Source organism: Streptomyces minutiscleroticus, from assembly GCF_014650875.1.
Classification (GTDB): Bacteria; Actinomycetota; Actinomycetes; order Streptomycetales; family Streptomycetaceae; genus Streptomyces; species Streptomyces minutiscleroticus.
Genome location: NZ_BMVU01000003.1, coordinates 231,331 through 248,489, shown reverse-complemented (window position 1 = coordinate 248,489; position 17,159 = coordinate 231,331). Strand labels below are relative to the sequence as shown.

The window sequence follows — 17,159 nt, the reverse complement described above, 5'->3', positions numbered from 1 at the left end:
GCGCTCACCCCAGCCGGATGCGCGGGTCGAGGACGGCCTGTGCCAGGTCGACGGCCAGGTTCGCGGCGAGGTAGACCAGCGCGACCAGGAGGGTCACGCCGACGACGGCCGGCGCGTCGAGCGACCTCACCGAGTCGACCGCGTACAGCCCGAGTCCCGGGCAGTCGAACACCGCCTCCACCAGGAAGGTGTTGACCAGCGAGTACCCGAAGACCAGTGCGCCGAGCTGCAGGACCGGGTTCCAGACGAGCCGCAGCGCGAAGCGGCCGAGCACGGCGCGCTCGGGGAAGCCGAGGGAGCGCGCCATCTGGATGTGGCCCTCACCGAGGGCGTCCAGGACGCCGGCCCGCACCAGGCGGGCGGCGACCGCGGCCGGGTAGGTGGCCACCACGAGGGCGGGCAGGACCAGATGACGGGCGTAACTGGCGGCGGCCGCCCGGTTTCCGGTGAGCACGGCGTCGAGCAGCGGCAGACCGGTGACACCGGTCACGGGATGCGCGGCGAGCACCGTGCGGTCGTAGCCGCCCGCGATCGGCAGCAGCCCGAGCCGGCTGGCGAAGACCGTCTGCAGGAGCAGCGCCAGCCAGAACACCGGCATCGAGGCGCTCAGCAGCGCGCCGGTCCGCACCAGGGCATCGGGCCACCGTCCGTGCCACCGTGCCGCGACCAGCCCCGCGGGCACTCCCACGGCGAGCCCGAGGGCCAGTCCGGCGAGCACCAGTTGCAAGGTGGCGGGCAGCAGCCCGAACAGGTCGCTCCGGACGGGACGGTGGGTGTGCACCGAGACGCCCCAGTCGCCGCGCCACACACCGGCCACGTAGGAGACGATCTGCTCGTGGACCGGGCGGTCGAGGCCCAGTTCGGCGCGGACGCGCGCCCGCTGGGCGGCCGAGGCCCGGGGCCCCGCCCACACACCGGCGGGGTCGCCGGGCACCACGCGTGCGATCAGGTACGTCAGCACCACCACACCGAGGGCGACCAGGGCCGACAGGCCCGTCCGGCGGGCGACGTAGGACACCACCGGCATTCCGCGGCCGTTCCCGGCGCGCACCGTGTCCGCCCCCGGCCCTAACGGTGGGTGAGGTCGTGGACGAACACGACGTTGGCGTAGGCCGGGTTGTCGGTGAACCCCTCGACGTCGCTGTTCAGCACCCGCTGGTAGACCGTGGTGCCGAGGAAGAGGACGAGCGCGTCGTCGACGACGATGTCCTGCATGGTGCGGTAGGTCCGCACGGCCCGGTCCGGGTCGGTGGCCGTGAGGGCGCCGACACGGTCGATGAGGCGGTCGAGCCGGGGGTTGGAGTAGTAGGCGAGGTTGTAGGAGATCTCCTTCTCGGTGCGGAACACGTTGCGGTAGTACGACAGCGACTCGGGGTCGTCGGGCCACCAGTACATGACGAAGACGTCCTGGCGCTCGTCGGGGTCCTTCCGCTTGGCGAGCGGCCACTGGGCGGACGACCACTCCAGGCCCTTGACCCGCAGGTCCACGCCCAAGGGGCGCAACTGGGCCGTCATCAGGTCGCCGAGGGTGCGGATGGTGTCGTCGCCCGCCGGATAGGTCATCTCCAGGTCGAGGGTCCGGCCGCTGCCCGGCCCGTACCCGGCCTGCGCCAGCAGCTTGCGCGCGAGGGCGCGGTCGCCGGGCAGGTCGGGATCGGCGGTGTACCCGAGCAGGCCCTTCGGGATGATGCCGTCGGAGCGCACGAGCGCGCCCCTGCTCGCGGTGACGAGTTGCTCGTAGTCGAGCGCGTTCACGACGGCCCGGCGCACCCGTAGGTCGTCCAGTGGCGCCTTCCGGGTGTTCAGCAGGCCGATGAGGGTCTGCCAGGAGGGCCGCTCCCGTACGGTGACGCCCGGCCGGCCGCGGAGTGTGTCGATCAGCTGCGGCGGCAGTCCTCCGGCGTAGTCGCCCTCTCCTGAGCTCATGAGCTGCGCCGCCGTGGACGACTGCGGCACCGCCCGGTAGACCACCTCCCGGTAGCGGTCGCCGCGCCAGCCGCCCCAGTAGTCCTCGAAGGCGGTCAGCTCCACCTCGTTCTCGCCGCCGGGCCGCCACGAGGCGACGGTGTACGGACCGGTGCCCCAGCCGTCGGCCCGGTAGTCCCCGGCGTTCTTCCTGACCTCGTAGATGTAGGCCGCGTACGTGGCGGAGGCGATGACGTCCAGCGGCGCCGGGCGGGACAGCTCGAAGCGGACCCGCCGGGTCCCGAGCGGAACGATTCTGTCCACGGGGTCCCACACGTAGGAGGCGCTGGCCTTCAGCCTCATGGTGCGTTCCACGGCAGCCTTCACCGCCTCGGCGGTGAGCGGGCGCCCGGAGTGGAACCGGACGCCGTCCCGCAGGGTGAACGTCCAGGTCCTGCGGTCCTCGGACGAGGTCCACCCGGTCGCGAGCACGCCCTCCGTCCGGCCGGTGCCGGCGTCGTAGCGGGTGAGGGTCTCGTACACGTTCGACAGGACCACCACTTCGTCGGAGTACGAGCGGGCCGGGTCCCACTCGGTGACGAGCCCCCTGCTGGAGAGGTAGACGAAGGTGTCGTCCCGCCCGGCCCCGCCGCTCCCGCCCGAGCAGCCGGCCGCCAGGAGCGACACCACCGCGGCGACGGCCACCGCGGCGGCGTACGGCCACGGGCGGGCCCGGGGGCGGCGGTGCGCGGGGCGAGCAGCCGGGAGGGGCCGCAACGACATGATCGAGCCTCCCCGAACAGTACGGTCAGGTACTTCGCGCCGGTCCTGCCGTGACAGGTGCGCCGTCGTGCGGGGTGGTGCGTCGTGGTGCCAGCATGGCACGCGGCACGCCGGTCCCGCAGTCGCCATCCGGGCCGTTCGAAAGGTGCGCCCCGGTCGCAGGAGACGCCGGCGCCCCTCGTCTTCCCGGCCCGTCGTCGCCCCGGGGACGGTCGAGGGGACGGGTGTCGGCCCGCCCGTCCGGCCGCGCGGTCCGGTGACCGGTCCGGCACGAGGGCGGACCTCCGTGGCGGTACGCCACGGCGGGCACCGTCGTCCGGGCCGTACCCGGCGAACGGTCCGCCCGGCGGGGCCGACCGCAGGCGGACTCCGCCGGGCGGCGCCCGGAGCGCGGTGGCCGGATCCGGCGCTAAGGGTCCGGACCGGGCGGCGGCACCGCGCCGGCCCGCGCATCCGGGTCCCGGCCGGACCGACGGCCGACCGGCCGACCGGCCGACCGGCCGACTGGCCGACTGGCCGACTGGCCGACTGGCCGACTGGCCGACTGGCTAGAGTGCCCGGCCATGGACAGTGGTTCCGGAGCTCGTTCAGTGTCATCGGTGGTGCCGGGTGCGAAGGGTGGTGACGGCGGCTGGCTGCCCGTCACCACGGGCGAATCGGGGGCCGCCGTCTTCCGCAGCGCGGACGGCACCCGGTACGCCAAGTGCGTGGCCGCCGCGGACGCGGCCGGTCTGGAGGCCGAGCGCGACCGGGCCGCGTGGCTGGACGAGCAGGGTGTTCCGGGGCCGCGGGTGCTGGACTGGCACTCCGGTGACGCGGGCGCCTGCCTGGTGACCGGTGCTGTCCGCGGCGTGCCCGCCGACCGGGTGTCCGCCGCGGACCTGCGCGCGGCCTGGGAGGGCATCGCGGACGCGGTCCGCCGGCTGCACGAGGTGCCCGTGTCGCGGTGCCCGTTCCGCCGGGACCTGGACGGGATGCTGGCCCTGGCACGCGACGTCGTGGCCCGCGACGCGGTGAACCCGGAGTTCCTCCCCGTCGAGCAGCGGCACGCACCGGCCGCGGAACTGCTCGCCCGCCTCGTCCCCCAGGCCGCGCGACGGCGGGAGCAGGAGGCCGCCGACACGGTCGTCTGCCACGGGGACCTGTGCCTGCCCAACATCGTCCTGGACCCGCGGACCCTGGACGTGGCGGGCTTCGTCGACCTGGGCCGCCTCGGACTGGCCGACCGCCACGCCGACCTCGCCCTGCTGCTCGCCAACGCGCGGGAGACGTGGGCGGACGACGCGCGGGCCCGGGCCGCGGACGCGGAGTTCGCCGCGCGGTACGGCACCGTCCTCGACCACGACCGCCTGCGCTTCTACCTCCACCTGGACCCGCTCACCTGGGGTTAGGGCCTGTCGCCCTGCTCCCGGCCCGGAGCACCCGGGACGGAGCGTCCCCGTGCGGTGCCCCCGGCGTCACCGGGGGCACCGCCGGGATCAGTGGGCGGCGTTCGGCGTCGCGGAGCCGCCGTGCGCCACGGGCTCGGCGTTGACCAGGAAGGCGGCGGCGCAGCCCGCGAGGAGCATCGCGCCGACCGCGTACCCGATGGCGTGCGTGTAGCCGTGCACCACGCCGGCGGCCACGACCTGCGCCTTGTGCGACGGGTCGGTCAGGTGGCCGCCGATGTAGGCGGAGGTCGCCGAGGTGGCGATGGTGTTGAGCAGGGCCGTGCCCAGCGAACCGCCGACCTGCTGCGAGGTGTTGACCATGGCCGAGGTGACACCGGCGTCCTGCGGGCGCACACCGTGTGTCGCGGTGGAGAACACCGGCATGAACGTCAGCCCCATGCCGAGGCCCATGACGATCTCGGCGGGCAGGACGTGGGTCGCGTACGCCGAGTCGACGCCCAGCCGGGTCAGGATCAGCAGGCCGCAGGCGGCCAGCAGCATGCCGGGGACCATGAGGGCACGGGCCGGGACGCGGGGCAGCAGGCGGGCGGAGATCTGCGTGGAGCCGATGATGATCGCGAGGGACATCGGCATGAACGCGAGGCCCGTCCTCACCGGCGAGTACCCGAGGATGCCCTGGAGGTAGTACGTCATGAAGAGGAACAGGCCGAACATGCCGATCGTGGCGAAGCCGATCGTCAGGAAGCAGCCCGCGCGGTTGCGGTCCCGCAGGATGCGCAGCGGCAGCAGCGGCGACTTCGCGCGGGACTGCCACAGGACGAAGGCCAGCAGCAGCACCACGCCGCCGGCGATCAGCGACACGACCGACGCGTCGCCCCAGCCGCGCGACTCGGCCTCGGAGAAGCCGTACACGATGGCGACCAGGCCGCCGCAGCCGAGGATCACGCCGGGCACGTCGAGCCTGGCCTCGCTGTGGCCCGGCCGGTCGTGCAGCAGCACGACCGCGCCGACGACCGCGACGATCGCGATCGGGATGTTGACGTACAGGCACCAGCGCCAGTTCAGGTACGAGGTGAGGACGCCGCCGAGCAGGAGGCCGATCGCGCCGCCCGCACCGGCCAGCGCGCCGTAGATGCCGAACGCCTTGCCGCGCTCGCGCGGGTCGGTGAAGGTCGTCGTCATCAGCGACAGCGCGGACGGCGCGAGGACGGCGCCGAAGACGCCCTGCGCCGCGCGGGCGGCGAAGAGCATCCCGGAGCCGGTCGCGGCGCCGCCGACCGCCGAGGCGACGGCGAAGCCGACCAGGCCGAACATGAAGGTGCGCTTGCGCCCGACGAGGTCGGCGACCCGGCCGCCGAGCAGCAGCAGACCGCCGAAGGCGAGGGTGTAGGCCGTGATGACCCACTGGCGGTTGCCGTCCGACATGCCGAGGTCCTGCTGCGCGGACGGCAGCGCGATGTTCACGATGGTCGCGTCGAGGACCACCATGAGCTGGGCCAGGGCGATGACGACCAGGCCCCACCAGCGCCGGGGGTCGGGCGCCCCGGCGTCGGCGGTGTGGGAGCCGGGCGCCGTGCGGGTGGCGCCTGCGGATATGGAGTCGCTCATGTCGAGGACGTGCTTCCTTGCTGTGAGGTGCGCCGCGGAGGGCAGCGCGGATCGATGCCCCGTGTCCCGGCGGAACGCGGGGCCGAAGGCGCGGTGGAGGTCCGGAGGCCGGGAGAGGCAGGGCGCCGGTGCCCCGTCCCCCCTGTGCGCGGCGGGCGTCTCGCGTTACGTCGCGCAGCAAATAGTCAGCATCGCTGATTATCAGAACCAGGATACGCTATCGCGCATGACCGATGACGCCGATCTGTCCGACCTCCTCACGCTGCGGCTGGGATATCTGGTCAAGCACGCCTACCTCCAGCTGGCCGCCTTCCTGGGCGACGCCCTGGAGCCGTTCGGAGTGCATCCTCGGGAACTGGGCGTGCTCTCCGTGATCGCGGCGGACGGGGCCGAGCGGTCGCAGAACGAACTGGCGTCGGCGATCGGCATGGACCGCACGACGATGGTGGCCGTCATCGACGACCTGGAGGACAGGGGTCTCGTGGAGCGCCATCGCAGCCCCCGCGACCGCCGCCGGAACGTGGTGACCCTCACGGAGGCCGGCGCCGCGTGCCTGCGCAACGCCGAACAGGCCCGCGCCGAGGCCGAGAGGGCCTACCTCGCGCCGCTGGACGAGGACGCCGCCCAGGCGCTGGCCGACACGCTGCGCACGCTGTACGAGGCCCACGCGGGCACGCACGCCGGGTCCGCGCGGGCGCATCCCGTCCAGGGGCCGGGAGCGGCCGCCTGCGCCCTGCCCGCGCGGGAAGCCGGCGGCGCGCGCGGGAAATAGGACGGGCACGGAACAGGACGGGCACGCAGCAGGACGGGTGGGGAGCAGGACGCGTCCGGGCCCCCGGTCCCGTTCCGCGCCGTCCGGCGGTGCCGCCCGCGTCGGCGGCTCCGGCCGCCGACTGTCCGTCACCGGTGGGTCCCCGGCGCGGAGTCCCTGGTCACCGGCGATATCCTCGATCGTCCACCGCCGCCCGAGAGGATCGTCGCCCTGCCCGGCCCCGGTCCGCGGAGCGCGCGGAACCCCGGTTCGTCACATCTTTGAGGCCATGGTCATGACTCGGATCGTCAGCGTAGTGACACCCGTCCACGAGGGAGGGGACGCGTACCTGCACGAGGCGTACGAGTCCGTGCGGGACGAGCGCGAGCGCCTGCCCGACGGGTGGGACCTGCAGTGGCTCGTCCAGGAGGACGGCACCACGGGCGAGCCCTTCCGCACCCTGCCGGACGAGCCCTGGATCTCCACCGGAGGGGCGGCCAGGGGCGGCGCCGGCGTGGCGCGCACGATGGCCCTGCCGCGGGCGACCGGCGAACTGGTGCGCGCGCTGGACGCGGACGACCTGCTCGCCCCCGGCGGGCTGGTGCGCGACATCGACGCCATGGAAGCCCACCCCGGGACGGGGTGGTGCATCTCCGCCGGGCTCGACCTGCTGCCCGACGGCTCGACCGCGCCCGGCCCGTACGACCCGCCGGAGGGCCCCCTCGCGTACGAGACGCTGCTGACCGCGTACGACGACGACCTCTTCCCGGTCCTGGGGACCCATCTGACGGCGCGGACCCCGCTGCTGCTCGCGGTGGGGGGATGGCCGGCCCTGCCCGCGTGGGAGGCGATCGCCGTCGTGCTCCGCTGCGCGGCCGTCTCCGACGGATGGATGATCGGGACCCCGGGCGGTCTCTACCGGAAGCATCCCGCCCAGACGACCGCGCAGGCCGCCTATGCCGGTGTCGCCGACGCGGCCCAGCTCCGAGCCGCCGTCAGGGAGCAGGCGGAGGCGCTGCGTGCCACCGGATGGCGCTGGGCCCGGTGAGGACGGCGCCCTGAGCCGTCAGACCACGGTCACCGGGTGCCGTACCACCGCGTCGAACAGGTAGCCCTGCGTGTTGGGCACGGCGGCGTCCGGCTGGGTGCGGCCCGCCGTGTCGGTGGCGCGGGCCAGGAGGTGGGTGGCGCCGCGTGTCCCGGGCTTCCAGGGGACGGACCAGCGGGTCCAGGTGCCGGGCCGGGGGCGGTCGTGCAGCCGGGCCGGCCGCCAGCTCGTCCCGCCGTCGGTGCTGACGTCGACCCTCGTGACGGCTCCGGCGCCCGACCAGGACCGGCCGTGCAGCACCTGCCCCCGGCCCGCCGGGAACGTGGCGCCGCTCGCCAGCTCGAAGGCGCTCTTGACCGTCTGCCGGGTCAGCGGCGCGCTGCCCTCCTGCGGGTGGGCGGAGCCGAACAGCCGGTAGAAGGTGGTGTTCCACGGCGAGAACAGCGGCTGGGCGGACACCTCGATGTCGCCGACCCACTTGATCGACGCGATCCCCACCCACGACGGCACCAGCACCCGCACCGGGTACCCGTGGTCGTACGGCAGGGGCTCGCCGTTCATCTCGTACGCGAGCAGGACGTCGTCCAGCGCCTTGGCCAGCGGCAGCGGACGGCGCACCCGGCCGAGGCTCTCGCCGTCGCTGACGTACTCGGCGTCCAGGCCGCGCGGCTGGACGTCCGCCGCGCGGGAGGACAGCCCCGCCCTGCGCAGCACGTCGGACAGGCGGGCCCCGCGCCAGCGGGCGACGCCGATCGCGCCCAGTGCCCACGCGGTGCCGGTGACCGTCTCGCCCTGCTGGGTCGTGTAGTGACCGCGGCCGTTCCCGGCGCACTCGACGAACGCGGTCCGGGTGACGGCGGGCAGGGCGCGCAGATCGTCGTAGCCGAACTCCACCGGCCTGTCCTCGCCGGGCGCGCCCCGCAGCCCGCTGCCCCACAGCCGCAGCCGCCAGTCGCCCGCCTCCAGAACGGGGGTGGCCGTGTGGTTGCGTACGAAGAACAGCTCGTTGGGGGTGTGGTGGCCGGTTGCGCGCAAGGCCTCCCAGCGGGTCTCGGCGTTGGTGCCCCGCCGGACGAACCACTCCGGCGGCAGTGCCTTGACGATCGTCGGGGTGCCGGCGGCGCGGGCCGGACGTGGCGCGGGGAGCGCGGTGGCGGCCGCCGTGGCGGCGAGCAGGGTGAGCAGACGGCGGCGGCCGACCCCGTCCGCCCTGGCGTCCCCGGCGAGCCACTGGCGCAGCCTGCGCCGGTCGTAGGCGGCCTCGTCGAGGCGGGCCGCGGGGCGGGGCGGGGGCACGGCGGACACGGACATGATGTTCCTCGTCGTCGATGTGGGGACCGGAGGCGGGCAGGCACGCCCCCGGGCGGCTACTTGTCGGTCCTGGGCAGGCCGGGCGGGTTGATCTCGGAGTCGGTCACGGCCTCGTCGGACAGGCCCCAGCGCTTGAGCACCTTGGCGTACGTACCGTTGTCGACGACCTCGTCGAGGGCGGCGGCCAGCGCGTCGACCAGGCCGTTGTCCTTCTTGGTGGTGGCCGCGACCAGGCCCTGGAGGGTGGCTCCGGCCCCGGAGCAGGTGCCGACGATCTCGCTCCTGCCGCTGGTGGCCACGTGGTAGGCGGCGGTCGGGCCCGGGCCCAGGTAGAGGTCGATCCTGCCGGACTGCAGGGCGAGGTAGGTGTCGCTGTCGTCCTGGTAGTACTTGACGTCCACCGGCTCCCGTCCGGCCCTCTCGTTCTCCTCGCTCCACTCGACCAGCAGCTTCTCCTGGTTGGTGCCGCTGCTCACGGCGACCGTCCTGCCCGCCACGTCCTCGGGTCCGGCGACCTTCAGGCCGCTGCCCTTCCTCGCCTCGAAGGCCAGGTTGTCCTCGCGGTAGGTGGCGAAGTCGTACTTGTCCTTGCGTTCCTCGGTGACGGTGATGTTGCTGAAGCCGACGTCGTACTTGCCGCTGTCGAGGCCGACGAAGATGTTCTCCCAGGAGACGGTGTTGAGGTGCACCCGGAGACCGAGGACGTCGGCGACCAGGTGGGCGATGTCGGGTTCGACGCCGATGACGGTCCTGTTGTCGGTGGCGTGGAACGTCAGCGGCGCGGCGGAGCCGGACGAGGCGACGACCTCCAGGGTGCCTCTCTTCCGGATCCGCTCGGGGACCCGGGCGGCGATGGAGGCCACCTCGTCCGTGGTGACGCGGTCCTGGTCGGGGCTCAGGTCGATCCTCGCCCCTGCCCCCGCCGAGGCCGCGACCTCGGTGGTCCCGCCGTCGGAGGGGTCGGCGCAGGCGGCCAGCGCGAGGGCGGAGGCGAGTCCGAGCGCGGCTGCGGTGGTACGGCGGGTGCGGAGGGGCACGGCGTTCTCCTTGCGTGGGTCGGGGAGGGCGGGGCCGGTCAGAGGACCTTGGAGAGGAAGGCGCGGGTGCGCTCGTGGCGGGGCGCGTCGAGGACGGCCGCGGGCGGTCCCTGCTCCACGACGACGCCGCCGTCCATGAACACCACGGTGTCGGCCACCTCGCGGGCGAAGCCGATCTCGTGGGTCACCACGATCATGGTGGTCCCGGTACGGGCCAGATCCTTGATCACGTCGAGGACCTCGCCGACCAGTTCCGGGTCGAGGGCGGAGGTGGGTTCGTCGAAGAGCAGCACCTTCGGTTCCAGGGCGAGCGCGCGGGCGATGGCCACGCGCTGCTGCTGGCCGCCGGAGAGCTGCCGCGGGTAGGCGTCGGCCTTGTCGGCGAGCCCGACCCGCTCCAGCAGCCGGCGGGCCGTCTCCTCCGCCTGCGCGCGCGGGCGGCGCAGCGCGGAGACGGGAGCCTCGACGAGGTTCTCCACCACGGTCAGGTGCGGGAAGAGGTTGAAGTCCTGGAAGACGAACCCGATGCGGGTGCGCTGCCTGAGGACCTCCTTCTCCTTCAGCTCGTACAGCCGGTCGCCGGCGCGGCGGTAGCCGATCAGCTCGCCGTCGACGCTGACCCAGCCGCCGTCGACCTTCTCCAGGTGGTTGACGGTGCGCAGCAGCGTGGACTTGCCGGAGCCGGACGGCCCGAGGACGACGGCGACCTCGCCGGCGCGGACCCGCAGGTCGACGCCGCGCAGCACCTCCAGCGGGCCGAAACTCTTGCGGACGCCGTGGACGTCCACCATCACCTCGCTCATCGGCTGTCTCCCAGGAACCTCAGAGGTACGACGGACCGGTCGCGCTGCGCCGCCGCGCCGCGCAGGGTGCGGACGAACTGCCGGGCGCGCCGGAGCGGGGTGGGCGGCGGGGTGCGGTCGGCGCCCCGGGCGAAGCGGCGTTCCACGTAGTACTGCGCGACCGACAGCAGGGAGGTGAGCACCACGTACCAGGCGGTGGCGACCAGCAGCAGCGGGATCACCCGGCCGTTGCGCCCGTAGATGACCTGTGCCTGGTAGAAGAGTTCGCCGATGGACATCACGTAGACCACCGAGGTGCCCTTGAGCAGGCCGACGATCTCGTTGCCGGCCGTGGGCAGGATGGCGCGCATGGCCTGCGGCAGCACGATGCGGCGGATCTGCCGCAGGCGCGGGATGCCCAGCGCGGCGGCGGCCTCCAGCTGCCCGTGGTCGACGGCGACGACTCCGCCGCGGACGACCTCGGCGGCGTAGGCGGCCTGATGGAGCGTCAGTCCGATGACGGCCGCCCCGATGGTGCCGATGAGGCTGTTGCTGTCGACGGACCAGAACACCGGTCCGAAGGGGATGCCGACGCCCAGCTCCTCGTACAGGGCGCTCAGGTTGAACCAGAACACCAGCTGGACGATCATCGGGATGGAGCGGAAGACCCAGACGTAGGTCCAGGCGACGGTCTGCAGCACCGGGCTGCGCGACAGCCGCATGAAGGCCAGGACCGTGCCGAGGAGGAAGCCCAGCACGGTGGCGTAGGCGGTGAGCTGGAGCGTCACCCACACCGCCTGGACGATGGTCTCGGACAGGACGTAGGCGCGGAAGACGTCCCACTCCCAGACGGGGTTGGTGGCCAGGCCGTGCGCGAACTGGGCGACCAGCACGGCCACGGCGGCGGCCGCGGCCCATCGGGCGTAGTGGCGGGCCGGGACGACCCGGAGGGCGGCCGGGTCGTCCGGTACGGGCGGGGCTTCGGGGCCGGCGCCCGGCGCGGCCGCTCCGGGCGGCGTCGCGGCGGGGCCGGTGGTGAGGTCCATCGTGGCGTCCTGCCTACGGGTCACTCGTGCTCGGGCGGATCGGTTCTCGGCGCGCCGGTCGCGGCGTCGCGGGTGCCCCGCTCACCGGGGGCCCCGCCGTACGTGCCGCCCCCGGCCGGGGCGTACGGACGCGCGGGGACGGTGAGGTGCTTCTCGAAGGGCAGCGGGCCGACGGTCTCGGGGGCGGCCTCCAGGTCGAACAGCGGTGTGTAGCCGGTGGCCAGGTACAGGCCGCGGGCCTCGGGCTGGCGCGGCCCGGTGGTCAGGAAGATCCTCCGGTAGCCGCGGGCGGCCGCCTCGCGCTCCAGTTCGGCGACGACACGGCGGGCCAGCCCCCGCCGGCGGTGGGCGGAGTGCGTCCAGATCCTCTTCAGCTCGGCGGTGTTCCCGTCGTACCGGCGGAAGGCCCCGCCCGCCACGGGCTCCCCGTCCTCCAGGAGCAGGAGGAGCAGGCCGCCGTACGGCTCGGTGAACTCCTCGTCCGGATAGCGGGCCAGCTCGGTGTGCGCGTCCTTGCCGTAGCGCGCGGAGTACTCGTCACCGAGCTCGCGCAGCAGGGGCCCGACGCGCGGATCGGAGACGGGGACGTGGACGACCGCCGGCTCCCGCAGCGGTGTGCGCGGGACGGTGCTCACTCCCCCACCGCCGTGAGGGTCCGCGATCCGCGCGCGGCCTGCTCGGCGTCGCGCCTGGCGACCTCCTCGCGGACGATCGGGATCACGTGCCGGCCGAAGTCGATCGCGTCGCCCAGCAGGTCGTAGCCGCGGGCGGAGAGGATGTCCACGCCGAGGTCGTAGTAGTCCAGCAGGGCCTGGGCGACCGTCTCCGGCGTGCCGACCAGCGCGTTGGAGTTGCCCGCTCCCCCGGTGGCCGCGGCGGTCGCCGTCCACAGGGCGCGGTCGTAGCGCTCCCCCGCCCCGGCGATCTCGATCAGCCGCTGCGAGCCGGTGTTCTCGGGGGCGCCCGTGCGGCGGCGGTGGTGACGTACGAGGCCGGCCTCGCGCCGTTCCCGGATGGCGCCGACCGTGCGCCGGGCCTTCTCCCAGGCCAGCTCCTCGGTCGGGGCGATGATCGGGCGGAACGCCACCTGGATGCGCGGCGCGTCGGTCCGGCCCGCCGCCCGCGCGGCGGCCCTCACGGCCTCGATCTGCTCGGCGGTCCTCTCCAGCGGCTCGCCCCACAGGCAGTAGACGTCGGCCTCGGCTCCCCCGGCCGCGTAGGCGGCGGGCGACGAACCGCCGAACGACACGTCCGGGCGGGGCTGCTGGACGGGGAAGACGTCGCTGACGAAGTCGTGGAAGCGGTAGTGCTCGCCCTCGTGGTCGAAGGGTTCGTGCGTGGTCCAGATCCTCTTGACGATCTGGATGTACTCGCGCGTACGGGCGTAACGCTCGTCCTTGGTGAGGGTGTCGCCCTCACGGCGCTGCTCGTGGTCGTCGCCGCCGGTGATGAAGTGGACCGTCAGCCGGCCGTCGCTGATCCGGTCGAGCGTGGCGAAGGTCTTCGCCGCGAAGGTCGGGTACGAGACGTTGGGCCGGTGGGCGAGCAGGATCTGCAGGCGCTCCAGCCGGCTCGCGACGTACGCGGCGGCCGGAGCCGGGTCCGGCGATCCGGAGCCGTAGGCGAACAGCACCCGGTCCCAGCCGTGGTCCTCGTGCGCCCGGGCGAGCCGGAGGGTGTACTCCTTGTCGAAGGCGGCACCGGAGCGCGTCACGGTCTCCGAGCCGTCGTTGGTGGCTGCTATGCCGAGGAACTCCACGGGCATGGAAGGGCCTTTCGGATGGGCCGCGGACCGCGCACGGGCAGGGCTGGACACCGTGTGGCCGGGCCGCGGGCGGGGGCCGGTCGAGGAGGTCGTCGCCGGCTGGAACGGGTGTGACGACGCCGGGCGTCGAGGGCGAAGAAAGCGACGGAGCGAGGGCAGCGCGCGTCCGGGCTCGCGGCACCGCCTCGTCCGCGGGTCATCACCCGGGCACAACGGTGGCGCGAAGGGAGAACTCGGCCCACGACGGGGTCACCGAGGGAGGGAAGGGCCGGTCAGACGGCCCGCTGCCGCGTCAGGCGCAACACGCGGCGGACCACACCCGACCGAAGTCGATGTGATCGCGCGAGACCAAGCGCTGCTGGGCGTTCATGCGACCAATTGAGCAGGACATCGCGTCCGCCGTCAAGAACCGCTCGCATACCGGACCGCCCCAACCGGCCGGTCCGATCGCGTTGTTGACACGTCCGTGCGGCGTGCGTTTACGATCGGCAGCGGACCGGGCCGCCGTGCGCGGCGGCCCCCTCCGGCCGCGTTGAGGGACGCGGCGAGTGTGACGACACCGGATCCCGGCCGCACCGTACGGGCGCCCGCTCACGCGGCGCTCCCCACACGGTGCCCCGGGTGCTCCGCCACGCCCGCGTCCCCTGCCCGGAGAGCCTTCCGATGACCACGTCCTCCCGTACCACCGTTCCCGGCGCCGGCAAGGCCGGGCGTCCTGAACCACCCGGTACCTCTCGTGCCTCCGCCGACAGGACGCCGCGGATCGTGCCGCGCCGGCACCCCGGGCGCCTGCTGGCCGCCGCCGTCGCGCTGCTGGTCCTCGCGATGGTGCTCAACTCCGTCGTGCGCAACGACGCCTTCGGATGGGACGTGGTGGGCCGCTACCTCACCACGTCCGCCGTGCTGAGCGGGCTGCTGCTGACACTGTGGCTCACGGCCGCGGTGATGGTGCTCGGCTTCCTGCTCGGCACCGTGCTGGCCGTGATGCGGCTCTCCGCCAACGCGGTGCTGCGCACACTGGGCTGGGGCTACGTGTGGATCTTCCGGTCCACACCGTTGCTCGTGCAGCTGCTGTTCTGGTTCAACATCGGCGCCCTCTACCCCACGCTCGGGGTCGGCGTCCCGTTCGGCCCGCAGTTCGCCACCGTGCAGACGGTCGACCTGTTCGGCCCGACCCTGACCGCCGTCATCGGCCTGACCCTGCACGAGGCCGCCTACGCCGCCGAGGTGGTGCGCGGCGGCATCCTCTCCGTGGACGCCGGGCAGACCGAGGCCGCCCAGGCGCTCGGTCTGAGCAGGTGGCGCACGCTGCGCCGGATCGTCGTCCCGCAGGCGATGCGCTCCATCGTGCCGACCGCGGGCAACATGCTGATCGGCACCCTCAAGGGCACGAGCATCGTCAGCGTGCTGGCCGTGCACGACCTGCTGTTCTCGGTCCAGCTGGTCTACAACCAGACCTACCAGGTCATCCCGCTGCTGCTGGTCGCCACCCTCTGGTACGTCGCGGTCACCACCGTCCTGACCGCCGCCCAGTATCACGTCGAGCGGTACTACGCCCGGGGCGCCGCGCGCAGTCTGCCGCCCACCCCGCTGCAACGCCTGCGCACCCGCCTGGCCGCCCTGCGCGTCCGGCCGGCCGCGGCGGCCGACGGCGCCCGCCCCTCGGCCGGCGGTGACCGGTGAGCGGCGGCCCCTCCCCGGCCACCCTGGTCGTCGTGGGCGCGGGACCGCGCGCCACGGGCCTGCTGGAGCGCATCGCCGCCAACGCCCCCGAACTGTGGCCCGAGGGGCGAGAGCTGCACATCCACCTGGTCGACCCGTACCCGCCGGGCCCCGGGAGGATATGGCGGCACGAGCAGTCCCCACTGCTGCGCATGAACTCCATGGCGGAGGACGTCACCATGTTCACCGACGAGACGTCCACCGTCGACGGCCCGGTCCGCCCGGGGCCCTCGCTGGCCGAGTGGGCCGCCCGGTTCTCCGCACCGGACCCGCACCGCACGCCCCTCTCCCCCGGGCTCCCGGCCCCGCCCGGCCAGGGGGAGGCCCCGCCGGCCGCCGGCCCCGACGTGCTCGCCGACCCCGAAGTGCTGGCCGAACTGCGGACGCTCAGCGGCACCGACTTCCCCACCCGGCGCGCCCAGAGCGCCTACCTGACCTGGGTGTTCCGTCGTGCACTGGCGGACCTGCCGCCCTCGGTCACCGTCGAGTGGCACCGCACCACCGCGACGGCCGTCACCGGCCCCGCGGACGGGCCGCAGCAGGTGCGCCTGGCCGGCCGCGCCGCCCCGCTCACCGCCGACCTGGTGGTGCTCGCCCAGGGACACCTGGGCGCGGCCCCCGCGCCCGAGCACCGCGCGCACGCCGCCTTCGCGCGCCGCCACGGCCGCTTCCACCTTCCGCCGGAGTTCTCCGCCGACGCCGACCTGTCGGCGCTGCGGCCCGGTGAACACGTCCTGGTGCGCGGCCTCGGCCTGGCCTTCGTCGACCTGGTGGCGCTGCTCACCGAGGGCCGCGGCGGCGCCTACCGCACCGGGCACGACGGCACCCTCACCTACCTGCCGTCCGGCCGGGAGCCCGTCCTCCACGTCGGGTCGCGGCGCGGGGTGCCCTACCACTCCAAGACCCGCTACCGGCTCCAGGGCCCCACGCCGCCGCTGCCCCGCCACTTCGGCCCGGCGGCGATCGACGCACTGCTCGCCGAGGGCCGCCCGCTGGACCTGCGCCGGGACGTGTGGCCGCTGATGGCCAAGGAGATCGGCTTCGGCCACTACCACGAGCTGTTCCACGGCCACCCCGGGCGCACGGCCCTGCCCTGGCCGGACTTCGCCGCCGCCTACGACCGGCTGGACTGGTACTCCGACGCCATGACGGCACTGATCGCCGAGGCCGTGCCCGACCCGGCGGACCGGCTCGACTTCGAGGCCCTCGACCGCCCCCTGGAAGGTCTGTCCTTCGCCACGCCGCACGCCTTCCAGGAACATCTGCGCGCCTACGTCGCACGGGACGTCGCCCGCCGCGAGGACCCGGAACACAGCGCCGACCTGGGGGCGTTCCTCGCCCTGCTCTCCGTCTACGGCCACCTGCCCCGCCTCGTCGCCGCGGGCCGCCTCACCGCCCGCTCCCTCGCCCACGACCTCGACGGCTGGTGGCACGGCTTCTTCAGCTTCCTGGCCTCCGGGCCGCCCGGTTTCCGGCTGCGCCAGCTGCTGGCCCTGTCCCGGGCGGGAATCGTCCGCTTCACCGGCGCGGACCTGCGCGTGGACACGGACGAGGCCACCGGCACGTTCACCGCGACCAGTCCCACCCTTCCCGGTCACACCGTCCACGCCACCGCCCTGATCGAGGCGTACCTGCCCAGGCCCTCCCTCGACCGGACCGCGGACCCGCTCCTGCGGAGCCTGTACCGCGCCGGTGAGCTGGCCGAGGAGGTCGTGACCGACCCGGCCCACACCCACCGTTCCGGCCTCCTCGCCGTCTCCCCCGCGGACGGCCACGTCGTCGACCCGCTGCTCGGCGGCCGGCACCCCCGCCGCATCGCCCTCGGCGCCCCCACCAACACCCGTGCCGTGGCGGCCTTCGCCCGCCCGCGCACCGACGCCCCGGCGTTCCGCCAGAACGACGCGGTGGCCCGTGCGCTGCTGCGGACCCTCGGCGGGCGGACGCGGTCGGCGGCACCGCCGGGCTCCGGTCACGGCTTTGTCCGCCTCCCGACCTGAGCCGGGCGCCGCG

General features: G+C 74.2%; 14 protein-coding genes. 5 read left to right on the top strand and 9 right to left on the bottom strand.

What is annotated here, in order from left to right:
- Window positions 1–4: 4 nt before the first annotated feature.
- Together IE271_RS06340 and IE271_RS06335 are read right to left on the bottom strand one after the other, a co-directional pair.
- Window positions 5–1,021, bottom strand: a complete 1,017-nt coding sequence (locus IE271_RS06340; RefSeq protein WP_190189180.1) for an ABC transporter permease — start codon at window positions 1,019–1,021, stop codon at window positions 5–7.
- A gap of 47 nt (window positions 1,022–1,068) precedes the next feature.
- On the bottom strand, window positions 1,069–2,688 hold the full coding sequence (locus IE271_RS06335; protein ID WP_190189179.1) for an ABC transporter substrate-binding protein: 1,620 nt from the start codon (window positions 2,686–2,688) through the stop codon (window positions 1,069–1,071).
- A 563-nt stretch (window positions 2,689–3,251) separates the two neighbouring features.
- On the opposite strand from IE271_RS06335, the gene IE271_RS06330 reads away from it, so the two are divergent.
- Window positions 3,252–4,079 (top strand): APH(3'') family aminoglycoside O-phosphotransferase, encoded by an 828-nt coding sequence (locus IE271_RS06330; RefSeq protein ID WP_190189178.1) that lies wholly within the window; start codon window positions 3,252–3,254, stop codon window positions 4,077–4,079.
- An 87-nt stretch (window positions 4,080–4,166) separates the two neighbouring features.
- On the opposite strand, the gene IE271_RS06325 is transcribed toward IE271_RS06330, so the two are convergent.
- Window positions 4,167–5,687, bottom strand: coding sequence for an MFS transporter (locus IE271_RS06325; RefSeq protein WP_190189177.1), 1,521 nt, complete (start codon window positions 5,685–5,687; stop codon window positions 4,167–4,169).
- A 226-nt stretch (window positions 5,688–5,913) separates the two neighbouring features.
- Between IE271_RS06325 and IE271_RS06320 the strand changes: the two genes are divergently transcribed.
- Both IE271_RS06320 and IE271_RS06315 read left to right on the top strand, forming a co-directional pair.
- On the top strand, window positions 5,914–6,459 hold the full coding sequence (locus IE271_RS06320) for a MarR family winged helix-turn-helix transcriptional regulator (RefSeq protein WP_190189176.1): 546 nt from the start codon (window positions 5,914–5,916) through the stop codon (window positions 6,457–6,459).
- A 295-nt stretch (window positions 6,460–6,754) separates the two neighbouring features.
- Window positions 6,755–7,486 carry a GltA gene (locus IE271_RS06315; RefSeq protein ID WP_229919161.1) on the top strand — a complete coding sequence of 244 codons (732 nt, stop codon included), beginning with the start codon at window positions 6,755–6,757 and terminating at the stop codon, window positions 7,484–7,486.
- An 18-nt stretch (window positions 7,487–7,504) separates the two neighbouring features.
- Here IE271_RS06315 and IE271_RS06310 read toward each other — a convergent pair whose 3' ends face one another.
- The 6 genes from IE271_RS06310 to IE271_RS06285 are packed head-to-tail and all read right to left on the bottom strand — an operon-like array spanning window position 7,505 to window position 13,427.
- Complete coding sequence (locus tag IE271_RS06310; protein WP_190189175.1) at window positions 7,505–8,797, bottom strand: sulfite oxidase; 1,293 nt, start codon at window positions 8,795–8,797, stop codon at window positions 7,505–7,507.
- Window positions 8,798–8,853: 56 nt separating this feature from the next.
- Complete coding sequence (locus IE271_RS06305; RefSeq protein ID WP_190189174.1) at window positions 8,854–9,834, bottom strand: ABC transporter substrate-binding protein; 981 nt, start codon at window positions 9,832–9,834, stop codon at window positions 8,854–8,856.
- 38 nt (window positions 9,835–9,872) lie between these two features.
- A complete protein-coding gene (locus IE271_RS06300; RefSeq protein WP_308435159.1) occupies window positions 9,873–10,637 on the bottom strand; it encodes an amino acid ABC transporter ATP-binding protein in 765 nt (254 codons plus the stop codon).
- Entirely contained in the window at window positions 10,634–11,662 is a 1,029-nt protein-coding gene (locus tag IE271_RS06295) for an amino acid ABC transporter permease (protein ID WP_190189173.1), read from the bottom strand. The genes IE271_RS06300 and IE271_RS06295 overlap by 4 nt, the downstream gene beginning before the upstream one ends.
- Before the next feature lie 20 nt (window positions 11,663–11,682).
- A complete protein-coding gene (locus IE271_RS06290) occupies window positions 11,683–12,297 on the bottom strand; it encodes a GNAT family N-acetyltransferase (protein WP_373308722.1) in 615 nt (204 codons plus the stop codon).
- Window positions 12,294–13,427 carry an LLM class flavin-dependent oxidoreductase gene (locus tag IE271_RS06285; RefSeq protein ID WP_190189172.1) on the bottom strand — a complete coding sequence of 378 codons (1,134 nt, stop codon included), beginning with the start codon at window positions 13,425–13,427 and terminating at the stop codon, window positions 12,294–12,296. The genes IE271_RS06290 and IE271_RS06285 overlap by 4 nt, the downstream gene beginning before the upstream one ends.
- A 663-nt stretch (window positions 13,428–14,090) precedes the next feature.
- Between IE271_RS06285 and IE271_RS06280 the strand changes: the two genes are divergently transcribed.
- Entirely contained in the window at window positions 14,091–15,110 is a 1,020-nt protein-coding gene (locus IE271_RS06280; protein ID WP_190189171.1) for an amino acid ABC transporter permease, read from the top strand.
- Window positions 15,107–17,146, top strand: coding sequence for an FAD/NAD(P)-binding protein (locus tag IE271_RS06275; protein ID WP_190189170.1), 2,040 nt, complete (start codon window positions 15,107–15,109; stop codon window positions 17,144–17,146). Before IE271_RS06280 ends, IE271_RS06275 begins: the two co-directional genes overlap by 4 nt.
- Window positions 17,147–17,159: the final 13 nt, after the last annotated feature.

Coding starts and splice junctions, on each gene's coding strand:
- IE271_RS06335 (WP_190189179.1), bottom strand. CDS start 2,688: ATGTCGTTGCGGCCCCTCCCGGCTGCTCGCCCCGCGCACCGCCGCCCC.
- IE271_RS06330 (WP_190189178.1), top strand. CDS start 3,252: ATGGACAGTGGTTCCGGAGCTCGTTCAGTGTCATCGGTGGTGCCGGGT.
- IE271_RS06325 (WP_190189177.1), bottom strand. CDS start 5,687: ATGAGCGACTCCATATCCGCAGGCGCCACCCGCACGGCGCCCGGCTCC.
- IE271_RS06320 (WP_190189176.1), top strand. CDS start 5,914: ATGACCGATGACGCCGATCTGTCCGACCTCCTCACGCTGCGGCTGGGA.
- IE271_RS06310 (WP_190189175.1), bottom strand. CDS start 8,797: ATGTCCGTGTCCGCCGTGCCCCCGCCCCGCCCCGCGGCCCGCCTCGAC.
- IE271_RS06300 (WP_308435159.1), bottom strand. CDS start 10,637: ATGAGCGAGGTGATGGTGGACGTCCACGGCGTCCGCAAGAGTTTCGGC.
- IE271_RS06295 (WP_190189173.1), bottom strand. CDS start 11,662: ATGGACCTCACCACCGGCCCCGCCGCGACGCCGCCCGGAGCGGCCGCG.
- IE271_RS06285 (WP_190189172.1), bottom strand. CDS start 13,427: ATGCCCGTGGAGTTCCTCGGCATAGCAGCCACCAACGACGGCTCGGAG.
- IE271_RS06280 (WP_190189171.1), top strand. CDS start 14,091: ATGACCACGTCCTCCCGTACCACCGTTCCCGGCGCCGGCAAGGCCGGG.